Annotated in this window: 23 protein-coding genes and 1 riboswitch; of the genes, 19 read left to right on the top strand and 4 right to left on the bottom strand. The window is 36.2% G+C overall.

The genetic code is table 11. The features are described 5' to 3' along the window. Positions 1 to 2: 2 nt before the first annotated feature. The 16 genes from buk (at position 3) to BG05_RS11160 (ending at position 14233) form a co-directional block, all read left to right on the top strand. Positions 3 to 1106: a butyrate kinase gene (gene buk / locus BG05_RS11085; RefSeq protein WP_002088555.1), complete on the top strand. Its 1104-nt coding sequence runs from the start codon at positions 3 to 5 to the stop codon at positions 1104 to 1106. A gap of 4 nt (positions 1107 to 1110) precedes the next feature. Further along, complete coding sequence (gene lpdA / locus BG05_RS11090) at positions 1111 to 2532, top strand: dihydrolipoyl dehydrogenase (RefSeq protein WP_002015090.1); 1422 nt, start codon at positions 1111 to 1113, stop codon at positions 2530 to 2532. Between the two features lie 27 nt (positions 2533 to 2559). Beyond that, on the top strand, positions 2560 to 3561 hold the full coding sequence (gene bfmBAA, locus BG05_RS11095; protein ID WP_002167697.1) for a 3-methyl-2-oxobutanoate dehydrogenase subunit alpha: 1002 nt from the start codon (positions 2560 to 2562) through the stop codon (positions 3559 to 3561). Positions 3562 to 3574: 13 nt separating this feature from the next. Then, positions 3575 to 4558, top strand: coding sequence for a 3-methyl-2-oxobutanoate dehydrogenase subunit beta (gene bfmBAB / locus BG05_RS11100; RefSeq protein ID WP_000290070.1), 984 nt, complete (start codon positions 3575 to 3577; stop codon positions 4556 to 4558). A 15-nt stretch (positions 4559 to 4573) separates the two neighbouring features. Continuing rightward, on the top strand, positions 4574 to 5890 hold the full coding sequence (locus BG05_RS11105) for a dihydrolipoamide acetyltransferase family protein (protein WP_002184993.1): 1317 nt from the start codon (positions 4574 to 4576) through the stop codon (positions 5888 to 5890). Positions 5891 to 6230: 340 nt separating this feature from the next. Next, the gene (locus BG05_RS11110; RefSeq protein ID WP_033734230.1) at positions 6231 to 7409 is read left to right on the top strand and encodes an FtsW/RodA/SpoVE family cell cycle protein; all 1179 of its coding nucleotides are present in this window, start codon (positions 6231 to 6233) and stop codon (positions 7407 to 7409) included. A gap of 104 nt (positions 7410 to 7513) precedes the next feature. Further along, positions 7514 to 8218, top strand: coding sequence for a DUF421 domain-containing protein (locus BG05_RS11115; RefSeq protein WP_002033965.1), 705 nt, complete (start codon positions 7514 to 7516; stop codon positions 8216 to 8218). 70 nt (positions 8219 to 8288) lie between these two features. Then, positions 8289 to 8753, top strand: a complete 465-nt coding sequence (locus tag BG05_RS11120; protein WP_002129025.1) for an NUDIX hydrolase — start codon at positions 8289 to 8291, stop codon at positions 8751 to 8753. A 122-nt stretch (positions 8754 to 8875) separates the two neighbouring features. Beyond that, positions 8876 to 9283: a YjdF family protein gene (locus BG05_RS11125; RefSeq protein WP_002129024.1), complete on the top strand. Its 408-nt coding sequence runs from the start codon at positions 8876 to 8878 to the stop codon at positions 9281 to 9283. Between the two features lie 144 nt (positions 9284 to 9427). Further along, entirely contained in the window at positions 9428 to 9841 is a 414-nt protein-coding gene (locus BG05_RS11130) for a BrxA/BrxB family bacilliredoxin (protein ID WP_002008492.1), read from the top strand. Between the two features lie 251 nt (positions 9842 to 10092). After that, positions 10093 to 10872 (top strand): transporter substrate-binding domain-containing protein, encoded by a 780-nt coding sequence (locus BG05_RS11135; protein WP_002129023.1) that lies wholly within the window; start codon positions 10093 to 10095, stop codon positions 10870 to 10872. A 36-nt stretch (positions 10873 to 10908) separates the two neighbouring features. Continuing rightward, positions 10909 to 11568, top strand: a complete 660-nt coding sequence (locus BG05_RS11140) for an amino acid ABC transporter permease (protein WP_002067073.1) — start codon at positions 10909 to 10911, stop codon at positions 11566 to 11568. Continuing rightward, entirely contained in the window at positions 11561 to 12283 is a 723-nt protein-coding gene (locus tag BG05_RS11145) for an amino acid ABC transporter ATP-binding protein (RefSeq protein ID WP_002088545.1), read from the top strand. Before BG05_RS11140 ends, BG05_RS11145 begins: the two co-directional genes overlap by 8 nt. A 100-nt stretch (positions 12284 to 12383) precedes the next feature. Next, entirely contained in the window at positions 12384 to 13352 is a 969-nt protein-coding gene (locus tag BG05_RS11150; protein ID WP_003191273.1) for an aromatic acid exporter family protein, read from the top strand. Positions 13353 to 13368: 16 nt separating this feature from the next. Continuing rightward, positions 13369 to 13929 carry a L,D-transpeptidase gene (locus BG05_RS11155; RefSeq protein ID WP_002015103.1) on the top strand — a complete coding sequence of 187 codons (561 nt, stop codon included), beginning with the start codon at positions 13369 to 13371 and terminating at the stop codon, positions 13927 to 13929. Positions 13930 to 13993: 64 nt separating this feature from the next. Continuing rightward, on the top strand, positions 13994 to 14233 hold the full coding sequence (locus BG05_RS11160) for a DUF3894 domain-containing protein (protein WP_002088543.1): 240 nt from the start codon (positions 13994 to 13996) through the stop codon (positions 14231 to 14233). Between the two features lie 90 nt (positions 14234 to 14323). Here the strand turns inward: BG05_RS11160 and prli42 are convergent, their stop codons facing one another. Further along, positions 14324 to 14416, bottom strand: a complete 93-nt coding sequence (prli42, locus tag BG05_RS30840) for a stressosome-associated protein Prli42 (RefSeq protein ID WP_000549036.1) — start codon at positions 14414 to 14416, stop codon at positions 14324 to 14326. Between the two features lie 187 nt (positions 14417 to 14603). Here prli42 and BG05_RS11165 point away from each other — a divergent pair, with 187 nt between their 5' ends. Together BG05_RS11165 and BG05_RS11170 are read left to right on the top strand one after the other, a co-directional pair. Next, positions 14604 to 15149 carry a GNAT family N-acetyltransferase gene (locus tag BG05_RS11165; protein ID WP_002015105.1) on the top strand — a complete coding sequence of 182 codons (546 nt, stop codon included), beginning with the start codon at positions 14604 to 14606 and terminating at the stop codon, positions 15147 to 15149. 127 nt (positions 15150 to 15276) lie between these two features. After that, complete coding sequence (locus tag BG05_RS11170) at positions 15277 to 16395, top strand: tripeptidase T (protein ID WP_003191276.1); 1119 nt, start codon at positions 15277 to 15279, stop codon at positions 16393 to 16395. Positions 16396 to 16446: 51 nt separating this feature from the next. On the opposite strand, the gene BG05_RS11175 is transcribed toward BG05_RS11170, so the two are convergent. Beyond that, positions 16447 to 16653: a hypothetical protein gene (locus BG05_RS11175; protein ID WP_002129020.1), complete on the bottom strand. Its 207-nt coding sequence runs from the start codon at positions 16651 to 16653 to the stop codon at positions 16447 to 16449. Positions 16654 to 16795: 142 nt separating this feature from the next. Between BG05_RS11175 and BG05_RS11180 the strand changes: the two genes are divergently transcribed. Next, complete coding sequence (locus BG05_RS11180) at positions 16796 to 18034, top strand: DNA polymerase IV (protein WP_002088539.1); 1239 nt, start codon at positions 16796 to 16798, stop codon at positions 18032 to 18034. 218 nt (positions 18035 to 18252) lie between these two features. Here BG05_RS11180 and mgtA read toward each other — a convergent pair whose 3' ends face one another. Together mgtA and BG05_RS11195 are read right to left on the bottom strand one after the other, a co-directional pair. Then, on the bottom strand, positions 18253 to 20958 hold the full coding sequence (mgtA, locus tag BG05_RS11190) for a magnesium-translocating P-type ATPase (RefSeq protein ID WP_003191282.1): 2706 nt from the start codon (positions 20956 to 20958) through the stop codon (positions 18253 to 18255). Between the two features lie 331 nt (positions 20959 to 21289). Beyond that, a riboswitch (M-box (ykoK) riboswitch) is annotated at positions 21290 to 21457 on the bottom strand. A 196-nt stretch (positions 21458 to 21653) separates the two neighbouring features. Further along, entirely contained in the window at positions 21654 to 21905 is a 252-nt protein-coding gene (locus BG05_RS11195; RefSeq protein ID WP_000665712.1) for a DUF3932 family protein, read from the bottom strand. Between the last annotated feature and the right edge of the window lie 34 nt (positions 21906 to 21939).

Below are 21939 nucleotides of genomic sequence, written 5' to 3' on the forward strand. Positions count from 1 at the left end.
CATTGTCTGTAAATCGAATTCTTGTTATTAACCCAGGTAGTACATCCACAAAGATTGGTGTTTTTGATAATGAAAGACCCGTTCTAGAAGAAACTATTCGTCATGACGTAGAACAGATTGGAAAATATAAGCGAATTATCGACCAATATGAGTTTCGTAAAGAAACGATTTTAGAAGTTCTACATTCTCATGGTATTAACATTTCAAAATTAAACGCTGTTTGTGGGCGTGGTGGATTACTTCGTCCAATCGAAGGCGGTACGTATACAGTAAACGATGCGATGTTAGAAGATTTAAAAAATGGGTTTAGCGGTCATCACGCTTCAAACCTTGGAGGCATTTTAGCATATGAAATCGCTTCTGGATTAAACATTCCTGCATTCATTGTGGATCCTGTCGTTGTAGATGAAATGGAACCGATTGCTCGTATTAGCGGTATTGCTGGTATGGAACGTAAAAGTATTTTCCATGCATTAAACCAAAAAGCGGTTGCTCGTAAAGTAGCAGATGAATTAAATCACAAATATGAGGATTTAAATTTATTAGTTACACATATGGGCGGTGGTATTACAGTTGGTGCTCATAAAAAAGGAAAAGTTATCGATGTTAATAATGGCTTAAACGGAGAAGGACCATTTAGTCCAGAGCGTGCTGGTACAGTACCAGTAGGACAATTAGTTGAAATGTGTTTTTCTGGTGAGTATTACCGAGACGAAATGGTTAAAAAACTTGTCGGACAAGGTGGACTTGTAAGTCTTATCGGTACAAACGATGCAATTAAAGTAGAACAAATGGTTGAAAAAGGTGATCCTGAAGCAACTCTTATTTATAAAGCAATGGCGTATCAAGTTGCAAAAGAGATTGGCGGAGCTAGTGCTGTACTTCACGGGAAAATCGATGCAATCGTATTAACTGGTGGACTTGCGTACAGTAAAATTCTTGTCGATGAAATAAAAGAACGTGTTCACTGGATTGCAGATGTTATCGTACATCCAGGAGAAGATGAATTACAAGCGTTAGCAGAAGGAGCACTTCGTGTATTACGTGAAGAAGAAGCTCCAAAAGAATATATTGTACGAGAAAAACAAACAGTAGCTAGGGGTTGAGATAATGGCAAGAGAATATGATTTAGTCATCGTTGGCGGCGGTACTGGTGGATATGTTGCTGCTATTCGTGCATCACAACTAGGGTTAAAAACTGCACTTGTTGAAAAAGAAAATCTTGGTGGTACTTGTTTACACAAAGGATGTATTCCTAGTAAAGCTCTTTTACGTAGTGCGGAAGTATACGCAACTGCTAAAAAAGGAGAAGAGTTCGGAGTTATTGCAAGTAATGTAGAACTAAACTTTGCTAAAGTACAAGAGCGTAAAGAGAAGATTGTAACGCAGCTTCATAAAGGCGTTCAGCATTTAATGAAACAAGGTAAAATTGATGTGTTTGAAGGTATTGGCCGTATTCTTGGCCCATCTATTTTCTCTCCAATGCCAGGTACAATTTCAGTTGAACTTGCAAGTGGAGAAGAGAATGAAATGTTAATTCCAAAAAATGTACTTGTTGCAACAGGTTCTCGTCCAAATTCATTACCAGGATTAGAGTTAGACGGAGAGTATGTAATGTCTTCGGATCATGCCCTAAAAATGGAAACGCTTCCTAGCTCAATCATTATCGTTGGTGGCGGTGTAATTGGTATTGAGTGGGCATCTATGCTTGCTGACTTCGGTGTAGAAGTTACTGTATTAGAATATGCGAAAAACATATTACCACTAGAAGATAATGACGTTTCAAAAGAAATGCAACGTCTATTCAAGAAAAAAGGTATTAAAGTGGTAACTGGTGCAAAAGTATTACCAGAAACATTGGTAAAAGATAATGGAGTAACAATTCAAGCTGAACATAACGGTGAGAACAAAGCATTTAAAGCAGAAAAAATGCTTGTATCTGTAGGAAGACAAGCGAATACGCAAAATATGGGCTTAGAGAACACAGATATTGTTGTGGAAAAAGGATACATTCAAACAAATGAGTTTTATCAAACGAAGGAATCTCATATTTACGCAATTGGAGATGTAATCGGTGGCTTGCAACTTGCTCACGTTGCTTCTCATGAAGGAATTGTTGCAGTAGAACATATCGCTGGTAAAGAAGTTGCACCAATTGATTATTCTATGGTATCAAAATGCGTATATAGTAGTCCAGAAGTTGCTTCTGTCGGCTTAACAGAACAAGAAGCAAAAGAAAAAGGCTATAAGTTAAAAGTAGGTAAGTTCTCATTCCGTGCAATCGGAAAGGCACTTGTATACGGAGAATCAGACGGTTTTGTAAAACTTGTAGTTGATGAAGAAACAAATGACATTCTCGGTGTTCATATGATCGGACCACATGTAACAGATATGATTTCTGAAGCTGGTCTTGCAAGAGTACTTGATGCAACACCTTGGGAAGTAGCACATACAATTCATCCGCATCCATCATTATCTGAGGCGATTGGTGAAGCTGCACTTGCTGTAGATGGAAGAGCGTTACACGCATAAAAATGTGGATTTAGGAGGTTATGAAAAATGGCAGAAGTAAAAGAAAAGCGCCATGAAGAGCTTGGCTTAAGTGATGAGCAAGTATTAGAAATGTTCCGTACGATGTTACTTGCACGTAAAATTGACGAACGTATGTGGTTATTAAACCGTGCAGGTAAAATTCCATTCGTAATTTCTTGTCAAGGACAAGAGGCTGCACAAGTTGGAGCGGCGTTCGCTCTTGATAGAGAGAAAGATTATGCATTACCATACTACCGTGATATGGGTGTTGTACTAGCGTTTGGTATGACAGCTAAAGAGCTTATGTTGTCTGCTTTCGCAAAAGCTGGAGATCCAAACTCTGGTGGTCGTCAAATGCCTGGTCACTTCGGTCAAAAGAAAAATCGTATTGTTACAGGCTCATCACCAGTAACAACGCAAGTACCACATGCAGTTGGTATTGCACTAGCTGGAAAAATGGAGAAGAAAGATTTAGTAACGTTCGTTACATTCGGAGAAGGCTCTTCAAACCAAGGTGACTTCCATGAAGGAGCAAACTTTGCTGGTGTACACAAACTACCTGTTATTTTCATGTGTGAAAATAATAAATACGCAATCTCTATTCCAGTTGAAAAACAATTAGCATGTAAAAACGTATCAGACCGTGCAATTGGTTACGGTATGCCTGGATATACAATAGACGGAAACGATCCGCTTGCAGTATATAAAGCTGTAAAAGAGGCAGCAAACCGCGGCCGTCGTGGTGAAGGCCCAACTTTAATTGAAACAGTATCATATCGTTTAACAGCACATTCTAGTGACGACGATGATCGTGTTTATCGTGATAAAGAAGAAGTAGAAGAAGCAAAGAAAAAAGATTCAATTATAACATTTGCAGCTTATTTAAAAGAAGCTGGCGTGTTAACTGAGGAATTTGAAAAACAAATGTTAGACGAAATTATGCATATCGTAAATGAAGCAACAGAATATGCAGAAAATGCTCCGTATGCAGCACCTGAAGATGCATTGAAGCACGTATACGCAGAATAGGGGGGAACGTTTCATGGCTGTAATGTCTTATATTGATGCTATTACATTAGCAATGCGCGAAGAAATGGAACGCGATGAGAAAGTATTCGTTTTAGGAGAAGATGTTGGTAAAAAAGGTGGCGTGTTTAAAGCGACACACGGTTTGTATGATCAATTTGGTGAAGATCGTGCGCTTGATGCACCGCTTGCAGAATCTGCAATTGCTGGGGTAGCAATTGGTGCGGCAATGTATGGTATGCGTCCAATCGCTGAAATGCAGTTTGCTGATTTCATCATGCCAGCAGTAAACCAAATTGTTTCTGAGGCAGCAAAAATTCGTTATCGTTCTAATAACGATTGGACTTGTCCAGTTACAATTCGTGCGCCATTTGGCGGCGGTGTTCACGGTGCATTGTATCATTCACAATCTGTAGAAGCGATGTTTGCAAACCAACCAGGTTTAAAAATTGTTATCCCTTCTACACCATATGATGCAAAAGGCTTATTAAAAGCTGCAATTCGTGATGAAGATCCAGTATTATTCTTTGAGCATAAGCGTGCATATCGCTTAATTAAAGGTGAAGTGCCAGAAGATGACTATGTATTACCAATAGGAAAAGCAGATGTAAAACGCGAAGGTGATGATATTACTGTTATCACTTACGGATTATGTGTTCACTTTGCTCTTCAAGCAGCTGAAAAGTTAGCACAAGATGGAATCTCTGCACACATTCTTGATTTAAGAACGGTATATCCGTTAGATAAAGAAGCAATTATTGAAGCGGCTTCTAAAACAGGTAAAGTTCTTCTTGTAACAGAAGACAATAAAGAAGGAAGTATTATAAGTGAAGTGGCAGCTATTATCGCTGAAAACTGTCTGTTTGATTTAGATGCGCCAATCGCACGTCTTGCAGGTCCAGATGTTCCAGCAATGCCATATGCACCAACAATGGAAAAATTCTTTATGGTAAATCCAGATAAAGTTGAAAAAGCAATGCGTGAACTTGCGGAATTTTAATCGGGGGGACTATACATGGCTGTAGAAAATATCACAATGCCTCAGCTCGGGGAGAGCGTTACAGAGGGTACAATTAGTAAATGGCTCGTTAATGTTGGCGATCACGTAAACAAGTATGATCCGCTTGCAGAAGTAATGACTGATAAAGTAAATGCTGAAGTGCCATCTTCTTTCACTGGTATTGTGAAAGAATTAATCGCTGGTGAAGGTGAGACGTTAGCTGTAGGTGAAGTAGTTTGTGTTATTCAAGTAGAAGGCGCAGATGAAGTAGCAGCGACAGCTGTTGAGGAAAAAACAAAAGAAGAACCAAAGGCAGAAGTAGCTACGCCTGAAAAAGCACCGAAAGCAAAACAACCAACTGATGGAAAACCACGTTTTTCACCAGCTGTTTTAAAACTTGCAGGTGAGCATAATGTTGATTTAGATTTAGTAGAAGGTACGGGAGCAAATGGCCGTATCACTCGTAAAGATATTTTAAAGCTGGTGGAATCTGGAAATATTCCGCAAGCAGGTGCGAAGAAAGAGGAAGCGGTAGCAGCAGTAGTAGAAGCGCGTCCAGAAGCACCAAAAGCAGCGCCAGTAGCACAAAAAGTAGAAGCTGTAAAACCAGTTTCTGTACCAACAATGCCTGGCGATATCGAAATTCCAGTAACAGGTGTGCGTAAAGCAATTGCAGCGAACATGTTACGTAGTAAACACGAAGCGCCACATGCTTGGATGATGATTGAAGTAGATGTGACAAACCTTGTGTCATACCGTAATTCAATTAAAGGTGATTTCAAAAAGCGCGAAGGCTTTAATTTAACGTTCTTTGCTTTCTTCGTAAAAGCAGTAGCGCAAGCGTTAAAAGAGTATCCTCAAATCAATTCAATGTGGGCTGGCGATAAGATCGTTCAGAAGAAAGATATTAACCTTTCTATCGCTGTTGCAACAGAGGACGAACTATTTGTACCAGTAATTAAACACGCGGATGAGAAGACGATTAAAGGTATCGCTCGTGAAATTACAGAGCTTGCAGGAAAAGTACGTACGAAATCGTTAAAAGCGGACGAAATGCAAGGCGGAACATTTACAATTAATAACACAGGATCATTCGGTTCTGTTCAATCTATGGGTATTATTAATTACCCACAAGCGGCTATTTTACAAGTTGAATCAATTGTAAAACGCCCAGTAATTATGGATAACGGTATGTTCGGTGCTCGCGACATGGTTAACTTATGTTTATCACTTGACCACCGTGTACTAGATGGCCTAATTTGTGGTAAGTTCTTAGGACGTGTAAAAGAAATTTTAGAAAATACGTCAGAAAATAATACATCTGTATATTAATAAAAAGCTCGCTTATGCGAGCTTTTTATCATCTTATTTCTTCATTTGCATCCTACTATATGTACAACACTTTTCCCAGCAATCTTACAATGAACGAGTATGTATTAGAAATTTACGAAAATACATTGCTGATATATGGTATATAGATATAAAATAAGAAAAGAATAATTTTTTTGGCAAATCTTACTGACGAAACTGTAGTATAATATATTGTATTGTATGAAAAAGAGAGTTATTCTATATAAGTGTTTTATAGATAATGTGTAATCAGTCGTCAAAACATGAAGAATGTTGACTCCTGGTTTTTTATTTTGCTGTAACAATGTTTCAGGAGGATGTCATGAAAAGAAGTACCGAGTTTCTAAAAAGTTTAGATGTAAAATTAATTTTAATTTTGTGTGCATTTTGTGTTATAAGTATAACTGCTATATATAGCAGTCAGCAAACCGGACAGTATGGAGATGCAAACTTTGCTATGAAGCAGGGAGTTAACTACATAATTGGGGTTGTATTGTTACTTCTTGTTGCTAGCATCGACTTAGATCAGTTGCAAAAATTGTCTTGGCCGCTTTATATTGCTGGGTTTGCTTCACTTATTCTTTTGAAAGTATTACCAGCATCAGGTTTCACACCTGAAAAGTTAGGGGCAAAAAGGTGGTTCGTTTTTCCAGTACTTGGACAAATTCAGCCATCCGAGTTTTTCAAAATCGCATTGCTTCTCGTAGTAGCAAGTATAGCAGTGAAACATAATGCACAGTATATGGCAAGGACATTCCAAACGGATTTACAATTAGTAGGTAAAATTATGCTAGTATCCCTCCCGCCTATGGCCGTTGTATATAGCCAACCGGATACAGGGATGGTGTTCTTATATGCAGCAGCTATCGCATGTATTTTATTTATGTCAGGAATTCAAAAGAAATTAATTGCGTTATGTACAGTCATTCCGGTGACCATATTGTCTACATTAATATTTATATTTGTAAAATATCCAGATTTCTTCTTTAATAAATTAGTTACTTTGTTAAAACCTCACCAACAATCACGTATTATAGGTTGGCTAAATCCATTTGAGAATGCAAATGAAGGCTATCAAACACAGCAATCGATTTTAGCTGTAGGTAGTGGAGGTATGGAAGGGAAAGGATTTGGTGAAGGGAACGTCTATATTCCAGAGAAACACACTGACTTTATTTTCGCTACAATTGCCGAAGAAGGTGGATTTATAGTAGCGGCGTTAGTTGTGTTCTTGTTCCTGTTACTACTATATCGAACAATTATTATCGGTTATTCTGCTGATAATTTATTTGGTACATTATTATGTGCTGGATCAATAGGAATACTAACGGTTCAAATATTCCAAAATATTGGTATGATCGTTGGATTAATGCCTGTAAAAGGGATTGCATTACCTTTCTTATCGTATGGGGGAAGTTCCTTATTCTCGAATATGATTATGATGGGGCTCATATTATCGGTACGGAAAACGTATAAAAAATATATGTTTTCAGTTAAGTAAAAAAGCTGGTTCGTTTTTAAACGAACCAGCTTTTTTACATATATGCTCCTAAACGTTGCAAACTAAAACAGACTAGCAGTTTGGGATGTAAGGAGTGCAAAGTGATGCATATGCATATTTTTGAAGGAGCACGGCATCTTTCTAATGGTGAATGGGTTGTTCGAGCTATTATAGCGTACACATTTTTAATATTAGTTGCGAAATCGATGGGACAAAGATCCATCGCACAACTTCGCTTTTTAGATGTTGTATTAGTGTTATTACTTGGTGGTAATATTTCTAATGCGCTATCTGATGAAAAGGTCGGATTACTCGGTTCAATGATTACAACTTTTATACTAGTTGTACTTCATATTATAAGCTCTGTTTTAATGTTGAAATGGGATAGATGGAGACGCTTTTTAGAGCCTGCACCTATTATTCTTATACACAATGGTGCCATTGATTTTAGCAATTTGAAAAAGGCGAGAATTACGGCGGAATATTTATTTTCGGAACTTCGCATGCGAAATGTGAGCGATATTCAAACGATTAAATTAGCATTATGGGAAGCAAGTGGTGTTGTTTCTATATTTCAGTATCCAGAATATGAAGCAGTTTCTCGGCTTGATCTTAAAGTGGCGGGGAAAAAATCTCCAGTTGCTTTTATTTTAGTGAAGGATGGAAGAATTCAGCAGGACGTTCTCGCTTTAGTAGGAAAAACAGAAGAGTGGGCGAAAGAGTTTTTAGAGAAGAATGCAGAAATTGAATCCATTATGTTAGCTACAGTAGATGAAGCACATAAAATAAATATTTTGTTAAAAAAATGAAAAATATACGCATTTTGTCGTTTCATACATATGATACAATAGTGTGGACAACGAAAAAGGAGGCGATACGATGGGATATGTAGAAGAATTACGAAAAATAGTTGGTCATCGCCCTTTAATTTTAGTTGGTGCTGTTGTACTCGTTATAAATGAAAGTGGATATGTATTATTACAGCAAAGAACAGAGCCGTACGGAAAATGGGGGTTGCCTGGCGGGCTAATGGAGCTTGGTGAATCACCAGAAGAAACAGCTTACCGTGAAGTATATGAAGAGACAGGAATAGAAGTAAAGAACCTCCGATTAATCAATGTATTTTCTGGGGCGAACTATTTTTCAAAATTAACAAACGGTGATGAGTTTCAATCCGTAACGACAGCCTATTATACCGATGAATACGAAGGGAATTTTGTTATGAATAAAGAAGAAGCGGTTCAGCTTAAATTCTTCCCGGTAACAGAGCTACCTGATTATATTGTAGGATCGCATAAAAAAATGATTGGTGAATATATGAAAATTATGGAAAAAGAGATATGATAATGGTGAAAGAAATACAAAAACACAGCTCTGGTTGGTAGTCCAGACGCATGATTTTATGTCAGTAACCTTCCCCTCCGGGATGTCCAGTATTTCTAATTTTTTTAAAGGAGGGGCTGTCAATGGATTTGACAGTATATCACGATGGTCAATTTTTTGTAGGAATTATTACATGTAAAGAAAAAGGGAAGTTGTATGGAGCAAGGTATATTTTTGGAACGGAACCTTCAGACGAAGAAGTACTTATATTTGTGAATGGTCCAATGTTAGCATATTTCCAGCATGTTGCAAAATGTGGTGTGGAAGTGGAAGAAAAACAGCGTCCCAAAAATATAAAACGTATCATACGACAAGCGGCAAAAGAAGTAAATGTAAAGCGTTTTACTAAGGCACAAGAAGCGATTAGTTTATCTTATGAATTGTATAAACAAGAAAAGAAAGTGCAGTCTAAAGAGAAGCGAGAAGCTGAAAAACAAAGAAGACGTTTAATTAAAGTACAAAAAGCAAAGCAAAAGCATCGTGGCCATTAAAAAAAAGGTGTTAGAGCAAGGGCTCTAACACCTTTTCTATGCCTAAATACAAGTAAACTTACTTGTATTTCATAAACATTAACTGGTAAGATACAAATAGATAGTTTTAGAGGAGGGAAAAGATTGATTAATTTTAACTTTTTTATGAATGATGTTGTCCGCCAAGCGCGTGAAGAGATTGTCTCTGCTGGATATACAGAATTGACGACGCCGGAAGCAGTAGAAGAAGCGTTTAAAAGAAATGGAACAACACTTGTAATGGTAAACTCTGTATGTGGTTGTGCAGGTGGTATTGCTCGTCCTGCTGCTGCGCATTCCGTACATTATGATAAACGTCCTAACCATCTTGTAACGGTGTTTGCAGGTCAAGATAAAGAAGCAACAGCAACAGCTCGTGAATATTTCGAAGGATATCCACCTTCTTCTCCATCATTCGCTTTATTAAAAGATGGAAAAATTGTAACGATGGTAGAACGTCATGAAATTGAAGGTCATGAACCAATGCAAGTTATTGCAAAACTACAATCTTATTTCGAAGAGAATTGTGAAGAACTATAAATATAAGCGAAAAGGCGGTACGTCCACAATGAAGTGGATGTACCGCCTTTTTTATTTAGTTTTTAAAATAATTAAACATGCAGGAAGTTGTTGTTTTATGCATGTTTTCATGCATTAACAACAGCTTTAATGCTGTTTTTTTATTTATTTTTATTTTAAATATTGCATAAAAATGAAAGTACTGATACAATACAAACATCGAATAAATATTCTATTAAACTTTTAAATATACATTATTAGGGGGAAGAAAGATGAAGAAGTTGTTATCAATATCGTTTGCACTTATTTTAATTGTAAGTATATTCAGTGCTTGTAGTAATGGGGAAGAAAAGGCTACTGGAAAAAATAAAAAAGTACTCGTTATGGGGACTTCAGCAGACTATAAACCGTATGAATACGTAGAAGCTTCAAAAAGTGATGAAATTATCGGCTTTGATGTTGATATTGCCAAATATATCGGAAAAGAACTTGGATACGAAGTGAAAGTGAAAGACATGGATTTCGGCGGATTATTAGCATCTCTTAATTCAGGAAAAGTTGATTTCGTTATGGCGGGTATGACGCCAACTGCAGAGCGTAAAAATAATGCTGATTTCACAGATATATATTTTGTTGCAAAAAATATGATCGTTTCAAAAAAGGGCTCTAATATTAAATCGTTAGAAGATTTAAAAGGGAAAAAAGTAGGAGTACAAACAGGATCAATTCAAGAAGAAAAGGCAAAAGAATTTCAGAAACAAGTCGATTTCAAAGCTGAGGGACGTGACCGTATACCAGAAATCGTACAAGAAATTAAAGCTGGTCGTTTTGACGCTGCAATTATAGAAGACACAGTTGCAAAAAATTATTTAGAAAAAATGAAAGAACTACAAGGAATTGAAATTCAAGAAGCACCAGAAGAAGTAGGTGCAGCAATTGCTCTTCCGAAAAATAGTGATAAAACAGAAGAATTTAATAAAGTAATTAAGAAAATGCAAGAAAATGGAGAAATGGATAAATTAGTGAAGAAATGGTTTGGCAGCGGAAAATAAGCTGCCTTTCACTTTTCTGTGAGGGGAATGAAAAGGATGAATCTAGATTTTTCGGCAATTACGCCTTCAATACCATATATATTAAAGGGATTAGAAGTTACATTGAAAATTGTAGCTGCATCAGCTGTGGTAGGATTTATTTTAGGAACGTTATTAGCACTTTGCAAAATTGCTAGAATACGAGTATTAAATATTGCAGCAGATATTTATACGTCAATATTTCGTGGCACACCGCTAGTATTACAATTAATGATTATTTATTTCGGTGTTCCGCAAATGATGGGTTATGAGATACCGGCCTTTTTAGCAGCTGTACTTGCATTTAGCTTAAATTCAGGTGCATATATGTCAGAAGTAATTCGTGCCGGCATTCAAGCAGTCGATAAAGGACAAACAGAAGCAGCAATGGCTTTAGGTATTCCGTACAGTAAAATGATGAGAAATATTATTTTTCCTCAAGCTTTAAAAAATATATTACCAGCACTTGTGAATGAGTTTGCGACACTTACGAAAGAGTCGGCTGTAGTAACCGTAATAGGAGCGACTGATTTAATGCGCCGTGCTTATATTGTAGGTGGTGAAACATTTAAATATCTTGAGCCATTACTTTTTGTTGGACTTATTTATTATATATTAGTAATTATTCTTACATTAGTCGGGAAAGCCATTGAAGGGAGAATGAAGAAAAGTGATTAAAATTGACAACCTTCATAAATCATTTGGGAAAAATGAAGTATTAAAAGGAATTACAACAACGATTGAGAAAGGAGAGGTTGTTGCAATTATTGGACCGTCTGGATCTGGAAAGTCAACGTTTTTACGCTGTATGAATGTATTAGAAGCGCCGACAGATGGTCACATTTGGATTGGAACGGAAGAAGTAACGAATCCGAAAACAAATATTATGCACGTTCGTGAAAATGTCGGAATGGTATTTCAACATTTTCACTTATTCCCTCATATGACTGTATTAGAAAATATTACGTATGCTCCTATCAATGTAAAAGAAGTAACGAAGCAAGAAGCTGAAAAAAAAGCTGAGAAACTTCTAGAAAAAGTGGGGTTATTAGATAAGAAAGATGCATATCCAAATCGTCTTTCAGGAGGACAAAAGCAACGTGTAGCAATTGCAAGAGCGTTAGCGATGGAACCGGAAGTTATGTTATTTGATGAACCTACCTCTGCGCTAGATCCAGAAATGGTGAAAGAAGTGTTAGAAGTTATGAAATCATTAGTTACGACAGGAATGACGATGGCAATCGTTACACATGAAATGGGATTTGCAAAAGAAGTAGCAGACCGTGTTCTCTTTTTAGATGGTGGAAAGCTCGTAGAAGATAGTAATCCGGAAGAGTTTTTTACAGCACCAAAAAGTGACCGTGCAAAAGAATTTTTGCAAAAGATATTGTAATATGTGAAGGGTACGTGAATAATAGGTAGAAAAGGATGACATTGCGTCATCCTTTTTTTATACTATTTTTAAATACATTTATACATATAGGAGTAATGATATGTTTAAAATTGGATATAGAACAGTGAAAACAGCGCTTGGAACGGGAGCGGCAGTTTTTATTGCTCAGTTATTAGGATTAGAATTTTATAGTTCAGCTGGTATTTTAGTCATTTTATGTGTGCAAAATACGAAACGAAAATCCGTTCAAGTATCGTTGCACCGTTTTTTAGCTTGTGTATTATCGATGGTATTTGCGTTTTGTATTTTTGAAACGATTGGTTATACACCACTAGCGATTAGCGTATTACTGCTTACCTTTATTCCAACTGCAGTTATGTGCAAAATTCAAGAAGGGATTGTCACGAGTTCGGTTATCGTTATGCATCTGTATTCATTAAAGCAAATTACATGGTCTATAGTTGGTAATGAAATTGTTATATTAACGATTGGAATTAGTGTCGCTTTATTAGTAAACATGTACATGCCAAGCAGTGAGAATAAACTGAAAGAGTATCAAGGAAAAATAGAAGAGCATTTCAGAACGATTTTGTTTGAAATGGTCGTTTATTTACGGAATCGAGATAGTAATTGGAGTGGGGCCGAATTAATTGAAACAGAAATGATGCTGAAAGAAGCGAAAGATTTATCATTTAAAAAACTTGAGAATGAATTTATGCGTGAAGATGACTATTATTATCGGTATTTTGATATGCGTATGCAACAATTTGAAATTTTGGAGCGCATGATACCATTAGCTGCATCACTATCTTGGACGTATGAACAAGCTGATATGATTGCAGACGTAATTGAAAATATAGGGAATTCTATTCGACCTGAAAGTACAGGGGTCATTTCGTTAAGACAACTTCAAGAAATGCGAGAAGTATTTAGAGAAATGCCTTTACCAGTCTCGCGAGAAGAATTTGAAATACGTGCAAAACTTGTTCAACTTGTTTATGAGATGGAGCAATATTTACTCATTAAAAGTCGTTTTAAGGGAAAGGATAATATAAAAGAACTTATTTAGAAGGTAGGAACTATATATGCCGTATCTTCTTTCTTTATTATTATGTCTTTCTCTATCACCGATCTGGCCTCTTGGTGATAACCCACGTGCTGGAGATCCTTTTATAATTGTAAATAAAGCAACGAATAAACTAGCTTACATCGATGATGGGAAGATCCAAAAGGTTTTTCCAGTAGCGACAGGGAAAACAAATGAATTAACCCCAGAAGGAACTTTTGACATTGTATTGAAGGCGAAGGATCCCTATTATATTGCGAAGGATATTCCTGGGGGCTCTCCAAAAAATCCACTTGGATCGAGGTGGATGGGATTTAATGCAAGAGGAACGGATGGAAGTAAGTATGGGATACACGGGACAAACCAGCCTAGTTCAATTGGAAAATATATTTCGCAAGGATGTATAAGAATGAAGAAACATGATGTGGAATATTTGTTTGATCGTATTCCAATTGGAACGAAAGTATCGATTGTGAAATCGAAAAAAACATTTCAGCAATTGGCGAAGGAAAAAGGGGCCATAGTATTTGGAAAAGTCAACGAAACGGTTGGCTTTTTCTTTTATTATAAGTTGTCTTGACATGTGTACATAACCATGCGTTAATGAGAATATATAAAGATAATTGAGTAAAGGGGTTGCTCATATGTATTTAAATCCAAAAATTTCTTACATGCAGTTTTGTGTTGGTTTTCTATTTGTTATTACATTCATATTGGCAACTTTTAATATATGTTCTTACGTTGTAGCGATTGTATTTATGGCATTACTCAATCTTACTTTTGTTATTGGGGCATTTCAGCAGAAACAATATACAAGTTTTGTAATAGCACTTGTAATGGCCTTTTCCTTTAGCATTGTAGCAATTGTAATATATATAAAATAAAATGTTCATTACAAGATAGACTATCTCGATTTCGAGATGGTCTATTTTGTATGTGTAAGCAGTAAAAAAAGGACGAGTGAATCGTCCTTTTTACCAAAACATACTTGCGCCAGTAAGTAATGTTGTTACAAGCATAGAAATTAGCATTATATAAACCATAATTTTTTGAGCTTTTTTATGCATCGTTAAACCTCCTTGCAAATCAGTACAATTTCATTGTAACGAGAAATGAAATTGTGGACAAGGGGAGAGAAAGGACAAAATTCGGGAAGGGGGTGCAAAATATTACAGGAAATTTGAGCATACGTAGAGAATATGTTAAAAGATAGATTATTAATTTTTTTTATGCAAGCTGAAGAATGGAGATACAATGATGAAAATATACGAGACAGATCGTTTACATTTAAGAGAAATTGATGAGTCGTATGCGGAAAAAGTTCTTCAATATTACGACAAAAATCGTGAATTTTTAAAAGCGTGGGAAGAGTATAGACCGGAGGGGTTTTTCACGTTAGATTATCAAAAGAAAAAGTTACAAAAGGATAGAAAAGAGTTCGCGGAAGGCAAGATTATCAGGCTTTGGATTTTTAAAAAGGGTGATGATACAAAAATTATTGGATGTATTTCATTTAATCTAATTGTTCGCGGAATTTATCAATCTTGTGTACTCGGTTATAAATTAGATAAGGAAGAATTGAATAAAGGTTACACAACAGAAGCGCTTAGAAAAGCAATTCAAGTTACCTTTGAAGAATTTCATTTACATCGTATAGAAGCACCAATTATGCCACGAAATTTAGCATCTATACAAGTAGTGACGAAGATAGGATTTCAATATGAAGGTGTATCTCGAAAAATGCTAATGGTAAATGGCATCTGGGAAGATCATATGCGCTGGGTATTGTTAAACGAGTAATAGAAGGCAGATGGGTATCTAGATGTGTTAACCATCTGTTTTTTGTCTTGTATTTCGAAACTTTTGCGAAATTCTGTTATAATTAATGTTGTTACATACATAATGGTAGTGCAGGAGGTGCAGTCTTATGATTAATCAAGAACGTTTAGTAAATGAATTTATGGAGTTAGTACAAGTAGATTCTGAAACAAAATTTGAAGCAGAAATTTGCAAAGTGTTAACAGAGAAATTTACTGCTTTAGGTGTAGAAGTATTTGAGGATGACACGATGGGTGTGACTGGTCATGGTGCAGGTAACTTAATTTGTACTTTACCAGCAACAAAAGACGGTGTTGATACAATTTATTTCACTTCTCATATGGATACAGTAGTTCCTGGTAATGGAATTAAGCCTTCTATTAAAGATGGATATATCGTATCAGATGGTACTACAATTTTAGGAGCCGATGACAAAGCTGGATTAGCATCTATGTTTGAAGCAATTCGTGTCTTAAAAGAGAAAAACATTCCTCATGGTAAAATTGAATTTATTATTACAGTTGGAGAAGAATCTGGTCTTATTGGCGCAAAAGCGTTAGATCGCGAGCGCATTACAGCAAAATATGGTTATGCATTAGATAGTGATGGAAAAGTTGGTGAAATTGTAGTTGCAGCGCCAACACAAGCGAAAGTGAATGCGATTATTCGCGGGAAAACAGCTCATGCTGGCGTAGCACCAGAAAAAGGTGTATCTGCAATTACTATCGCAGCAAAAGCAATCGCAAAGATGCCACTTGGTCGTATCGATTCTGAAACAACTGCAAATATTGGACGTTTTGAAGGTGGTACACAAACAAATATCGTTTGCGATCATGTTCAAATCTTTGCAGAAGCTCGTTCTTTAATAAATGAGAAAATGGAAGCACAAGTTGCAAAAATGAAAGAAGCATTTGAAACAACTGCAAAAGAAATGGGTGGTCATGCAGACGTTGAAGTAAAAGTTATGTATCCAGGATTTAAGTTTGCTGCTGGCGATCACGTTGTAGAAGTTGCGAAACGTGCAGCTGAAAACATTGGTCGTACGCCTTCTCTTCACCAAAGTGGTGGCGGAAGTGATGCGAACGTAATCGCAGGACATGGTATCCCAACAGTTAACTTAGCAGTTGGTTATGAAGAAATTCATACAACAAATGAAAAAATTCCTGTTGAAGAATTAGCGAAAACAGCAGAATTAGTTGTAGCTATTATCGAAGAAGTAGCGAAGTAAGTAATAAAGTCAAAAAGACGTGTGAACCAATTATGGTTTACACGTCTTTTTTTATTTTGATTCAATTGCTTTCACAAGGCGGATAAGCCAATATAAGAAGACCCACGGAAGTACATAAGTTGTTGCAAAACGTATGAAATGAGAGAAGATTCCTAAAGCGTAAATGTTAATGTTAAAAAGGGGAAGTAACAAATAATTAATCGCAAGGATTACTATAATAATAATAAATACATAATTGAGTTTATTATGTTGTTTCATAACGATTCACCTCCTTTACAATAATATCCATTTGTTACGTGTAGTATAGCAAAAAATAGATAGAGAAAAGCCAATAATTATTATAACGTGTAAAGAAATTTGATATAATGAAGGAACAAATGTTCTTTAAGGGGTGAGTAGTATGCGAGAAATGTATCCGAAAAATGGACGTGTTATTTTACATGTAGATATGAATTGTTTTTTCGCATCTGTCGAAATTGCTCATGACCCATCATTACAAGGAAAGCCATTAGCGATTGCGGGGAATGAAAAAGAGAGAAAAGGGATTATCATAACATGTAGTTATGAGGCGAGAGAATATGGAATACGTACGACGATGCCTCTATGGGAAGCGAAGCGATTATGCCCGCAATTAGTTGTGAGGCACCCTAATTTTACATTATATCGAGAAGCTTCATTTCAAATGTTTCAAATTCTTTCCCGTTTTACAGAAAAAATACAACCGTTTTCTATAGATGAAGGGTATTTGGATATTACAGATTGCTATGCGCTCGGTTCGCCTCTTGAAATAGCGAAGATGATTCAACAAGCGTTACTAACAGAGTTACAGCTTCCATGTAGCATTGGGATTGCCCCAAACCTTTTCCTAGCAAAGACTGCTTCAGATATGAAAAAACCTCTTGGAATTACAGTACTTCGAAAACGCGATATCCCAGAAATTATTTGGCCACGATCAGTTGCAGAGATGCATGGAATCGGAGAGAAAACAGCTGAAAAACTAAAAGACATTCATATACATACAATTGAACAGTTAGCAAAAGGAGACGAGCATATCATTCGCGCTAAAATTGGAAAGCACGGTGTTGATTTACAAAAACGTGCAAAAGGTATGGATGACAGGGAAGTTGATCCGAATCAAATGGGACAACATAAAAGCGTTGGAAATTCGATGACTTTCTCAAAGGATATGGACGAAGAAAAAGAATTACTTGATATGTTAGAAAGATTATCGAAATCAGTAAGCAAACGGCTACAAAAACGAACTCTCGTTAGTTATAACATTCAAATTATGATTAAATACCATGATCGTCGCACGGTAACACGGAGTAAACAATTGAAAAATGCAATATGGGAAGAACGGGTTATTTTCCAAGCAGCATCACGTTTATGGAAGCAACACTGGGATGGTGATTCTGTTCGTCTGTTAGGTGTTACAGCTACTGAATTAGAGTGGAAGACAGAATCAGTGAAACAGTTAGATTTGTTTTCATTCGAAGAAGATGCGAAAGAAGAGCCGTTACTTGCTGTTATTGATCAAATTAATGAAAAGTATGGAACACCTCTTTTACAGAGAGGTAGTCAATTATTACGTAAGCAAGAAAAGTCGTTTCAGCAAAAATTAGAAAATAAGTTTATGTAGAAGGTTTTAGAGATTTAAACCCTTCTTATTTAGATGGAAGAGAGGATCCAGCCATTCGATGTCTCCATTGTCTTTCCATTCCGATGCAAGCTCCTACAATAATTGCTATAAATAACCTTAATACGATGTCATACCATATCATCATGGTCACCTCCATACATATAAGTACATGTTATATTTTTTGAGAATGAGTGAGAAATACCCACTCATTCTCATTTTTACAACCAGCTATGGAATTTTTTAATATAAAGCTTTTTCAGGAATTGTGTTAAGAAAGCATAACCTAATAATATTCCTATGAGCCACGGGAAGTAGCTTAGTGGCAATGCTTGTAAACCAATTGCTGCACCAAGTGGTGAGAATGGAATGTAAATTCCGATTGCCATAATACAAGCGGTTAATACAAGAACTGGTATTGATGCTGTACTTTGAATGAACGGAATTTTCTGTGTTCTAATCATATGGACAATTAATGTTTGAGTTAGCAATCCAACGACAAACCAACCAGATTGGAATAGCGATTGTTCTCCAGGTGTATTTGCACCGAACACATTCCACATGACAACGAATGTGATAATATCGAATATAGAGCTAATTGGACCGATGCAAATAATGAAGTTACGCAAGTTTGCAGTATCCCATTTTCTAGGCTTCTCTAGAAATTCCTTATCCATTTTATCCCATGGAATTGAAAGCTGTGAAATATCATAAAGTAAGTTTTGAATTAAGAGATGAATTGCAAGCATCGGTAAAAATGGAATGAAAGCACTTGCCACTAATACACTAAATACATTTCCAAAGTTAGAGCTAGCTGTCATTTTTATATATTTTAAAATATTGCCGAAAGTAGTGCGTCCTTCTAAAATACCTGCTTCTAATATAGTTAAACTTTTTTCAAGTAAAATAATATCGGAAGATTCTTTTGCAATGTCAGTAGCAGTATCAACAGATATTCCAACATCAGCATCACGTAGTGCAACGGCATCGTTAATACCATCCCCCATATAACCTACAGTATGACCATTACCTTGCAATACGCGAATGATGCGGGACTTTTGCATTGGATTTAGTTTTGCGAACACTGTTGTTTCTTCTGCCAGTGTTGCTAATGTTTTATCTGGTAAAGAATCAATTTCGTAACCGAGGACAGGCTCACCTATATTTAATCCCACTTCTTTACAAACTTTTTTTGTAACAATTTCGTTATCGCCTGTTAAGATTTTCACTTGTACGCCATGTTTTTGCAATGCTTGAATTGCAGAAGCAGCAGATGGTTTAGGTGGATCTAAAAAGCCGATATATCCAGTAAGGATCATAGCGGATTCATCTTGTACTGCATAAGCTTTATGATAAGGTTTGTTATCGTTCTTGTATGCTACAGCGATGACACGCATTCCTTCACTATTTAAAGTTTCGCTGAGATGTTTTACATTTACTCTCATTTCTTCAGTGAGAGGGACAATTTGTCCATCAACTTCAGTGTAGTTACAAATTGATAAAATTTCTTCTACGGCACCTTTACAAACCATTGTATGTTCACCTAAAATATTTTTCACGATGACAGACATGCGACGCCGAGCAAAATCGAATGGAATTTCATCTAGCTTTTGAAAAGCTGATGGATCAAATTTATGGTTCTCCTCTGTATGTTCAATAACAGCTTTATCTATTAAATTTTTCAATCCAGTTTGATAGAAGCTATTTAAATAGGCAAAGTGTAATACACGATCGCATTCATTTCCGTTAGGATCTAAATGACGAACTAGGACAACTTTATCTTCTGTTAAAGTTCCAGTTTTATCTGTGCAAAGAATGTTCATAGCACCTAAGTTTTGAATTGAGTTGAGCTGTTTTACAATTACTTTTTGTTTAGACATGTTCACGGCGCCTTTAGCTAAATTAGCAGTTACAATCATTGGCAGCATTTCAGGTGTAAGGCCAACTGCAACAGCAATAGCAAAGAAAAAAGCTTCTTGCCAATCTCCTTTTGTGAATCCATTAATGAGAAGGACAATGGGTGCCATAATAAGCATGAATGTGATTAAGAGCCAACTTACTTTGTTTACGCCCTTATCAAAGTTTGTTTCTGCACGTTTTCCGATAACCTTTTTTGCTAAAGAGCCGAAATACGTATCCGTACTAGTTGAAACAACAACAGCTTTTGCGCTACCGCTAACAATATTTGTACCCATAAAGCAAAGGTTTTCCATATCGAGCGGATTGTAATTTTTTTTCATGTTTTTCGGTAATATATGTTTATTTTCCGTATGGTAGCAGTTTTCGTATTTTTCTACAGGAAGTGCTTCCCCGGTTAAAGAAGACTGATTAACAAATAAATCTTTTGCGGATAAAATACGCACATCAGCTGGCACGATATCACCAGCTGAAAGTGAAATAATATCGCCAGGTACAAGTTCTTCAATTGGAATTTCTGTTGTGTAATTTCGATTTAAATTTGTTACGTTTTTTGTTTCGTGTACAAATCCATCTATTCTAAAGACACTCGCAGTTGTTCGAACCATAGCCTTTAACTTATCCGCCGCTTTCTGAGAGCGGAATTCTTGTAAAAAGCGAATCGTTGCACTTAGCAGTACCATTACAGATACGACAATTGTTCCTTGTATATCATCTGTGAAAAAAGAGAGTGCTCCAAGAGCTAACAAAACAAAAATAAATGGATTTTTAAATGCCAGCAGAAATTGAATGTACCACAGCAATGTTTTATTATGAGCGATTTCGTTCGGACCATATAAAGAAAGTCTACGAGACGCTTCTTGTTTAGAGAGTCCATCTTGTGTTGTTTCTAAGAGTTTTAACGCAGAGTTTACATCCTGTGTTGCAACTTCCACTAATAATTCGTTATTTGCTTTCATGCTATCTTGATCGTAAGCATGCTTCGTTTCTTGTTTTTGTAAATTTAACATTGGTAGTTCCTCCTTTTCATGAAGGAGGAAACAATCTGTTACTCGACTATTTTAAACAGGGAGGAACAGCTTCTTTCCTACCTACATGATGAAATATAAATGTAAAACATATGGGTATCTGGGCCGAATCATCACTTGACACTGTTCCTCACCTCCGTACAATTTAATAGTTTCTGAATATGCTATGTTTGTTTCATAGTAGGGTGCATAAAGATATAAAAAAGACCTTTACTCAAAACGAGTAAAGGTCTGAATTCATAGTCAAAAAGAGTCAACAACAAAGACTGTTAGTAAACATAGATAAAAACAGTTTTTGTGTATGACAAAACATACGCACCTCTCCCTCGTTGAGTTTTAGCACTGTATAGCATAGGTACTGAAACCAGCTACGTTAAGAAAGGCCTTCATTCCGACCTTTCCTGTTGACCCATTGGCGTCTCTCGACATTTTTGGGCAGCAGCGTTTCTCTATACAGGAGCCTCACCTAACAGAGACCATATTCAATTACACGTTGAATATTAGCACTGTAAAATCGTAGTGTCAATATCTTTTTAATCTGTTTTTTTGAAAAATCAAATAGATTTATGATGGCTATATAGTAGGAAATAAGCGGAGTTTTTTGAAATAAGGCGGGAAAATAAATACTTTAATGAACATAAATAAAAAGCACTGATTACAGTGCTTTTTATTATAGATTATGAGATTGTAGGATTTTCAAAAATAACAATTTCTGAGTTACTTGTTGTTGAAACGCGTTGTGCGTAATATGTTAAAGCTGAAGAAATATATGTTGGTAACGTCTCATTTGTATGTGATGTTGTATATTCATGGATTAATTCTTTTAAAGTCGTCCATTCTAATTGTGCTGGGTGATCAGAAACGAAAGAACTTACCCAGCGATCAAATGAAGATGAAAAATCAGTTTGTAAACGAAATACTTCTTTCATAATAAAACGCTCCCTTAAAATGTAGTACAATCAT

It is taken from the genome of Bacillus mycoides, assembly GCF_000832605.1.
GTDB classification, from domain to species: domain Bacteria; phylum Bacillota; class Bacilli; order Bacillales; family Bacillaceae_G; genus Bacillus_A; species Bacillus_A mycoides.

What these genes read in the sequence shown, in the direction of transcription:
- lpdA (WP_002015090.1), top strand. Translation starts at nt 1,111, where the DNA reads ATGGCAAGAGAATATGATTTAGTCATCGTTGGCGGCGGTACTGGTGGA.
- bfmBAA (WP_002167697.1), top strand. Translation starts at nt 2,560, where the DNA reads ATGGCAGAAGTAAAAGAAAAGCGCCATGAAGAGCTTGGCTTAAGTGAT.
- bfmBAB (WP_000290070.1), top strand. Translation starts at nt 3,575, where the DNA reads ATGGCTGTAATGTCTTATATTGATGCTATTACATTAGCAATGCGCGAA.
- BG05_RS11105 (WP_002184993.1), top strand. Translation starts at nt 4,574, where the DNA reads ATGGCTGTAGAAAATATCACAATGCCTCAGCTCGGGGAGAGCGTTACA.
- BG05_RS11110 (WP_033734230.1), top strand. Translation starts at nt 6,231, where the DNA reads ATGAAAAGAAGTACCGAGTTTCTAAAAAGTTTAGATGTAAAATTAATT.
- BG05_RS11115 (WP_002033965.1), top strand. Translation starts at nt 7,514, where the DNA reads ATGCATATGCATATTTTTGAAGGAGCACGGCATCTTTCTAATGGTGAA.
- BG05_RS11120 (WP_002129025.1), top strand. Translation starts at nt 8,289, where the DNA reads ATGGGATATGTAGAAGAATTACGAAAAATAGTTGGTCATCGCCCTTTA.
- BG05_RS11125 (WP_002129024.1), top strand. Translation starts at nt 8,876, where the DNA reads ATGGATTTGACAGTATATCACGATGGTCAATTTTTTGTAGGAATTATT.
- BG05_RS11130 (WP_002008492.1), top strand. Translation starts at nt 9,428, where the DNA reads ATGAATGATGTTGTCCGCCAAGCGCGTGAAGAGATTGTCTCTGCTGGA.
- BG05_RS11135 (WP_002129023.1), top strand. Translation starts at nt 10,093, where the DNA reads ATGAAGAAGTTGTTATCAATATCGTTTGCACTTATTTTAATTGTAAGT.
- BG05_RS11140 (WP_002067073.1), top strand. Translation starts at nt 10,909, where the DNA reads ATGAATCTAGATTTTTCGGCAATTACGCCTTCAATACCATATATATTA.
- BG05_RS11150 (WP_003191273.1), top strand. Translation starts at nt 12,384, where the DNA reads ATGTTTAAAATTGGATATAGAACAGTGAAAACAGCGCTTGGAACGGGA.
- BG05_RS11155 (WP_002015103.1), top strand. Translation starts at nt 13,369, where the DNA reads ATGCCGTATCTTCTTTCTTTATTATTATGTCTTTCTCTATCACCGATC.
- BG05_RS11160 (WP_002088543.1), top strand. Translation starts at nt 13,994, where the DNA reads ATGTATTTAAATCCAAAAATTTCTTACATGCAGTTTTGTGTTGGTTTT.
- prli42 (WP_000549036.1), bottom strand. Translation starts at nt 14,416, where the DNA reads ATGCATAAAAAAGCTCAAAAAATTATGGTTTATATAATGCTAATTTCT.
- BG05_RS11165 (WP_002015105.1), top strand. Translation starts at nt 14,604, where the DNA reads ATGATGAAAATATACGAGACAGATCGTTTACATTTAAGAGAAATTGAT.
- BG05_RS11170 (WP_003191276.1), top strand. Translation starts at nt 15,277, where the DNA reads ATGATTAATCAAGAACGTTTAGTAAATGAATTTATGGAGTTAGTACAA.
- BG05_RS11175 (WP_002129020.1), bottom strand. Translation starts at nt 16,653, where the DNA reads ATGAAACAACATAATAAACTCAATTATGTATTTATTATTATTATAGTA.
- BG05_RS11180 (WP_002088539.1), top strand. Translation starts at nt 16,796, where the DNA reads ATGCGAGAAATGTATCCGAAAAATGGACGTGTTATTTTACATGTAGAT.
- mgtA (WP_003191282.1), bottom strand. Translation starts at nt 20,958, where the DNA reads ATGTTAAATTTACAAAAACAAGAAACGAAGCATGCTTACGATCAAGAT.
- BG05_RS11195 (WP_000665712.1), bottom strand. Translation starts at nt 21,905, where the DNA reads ATGAAAGAAGTATTTCGTTTACAAACTGATTTTTCATCTTCATTTGAT.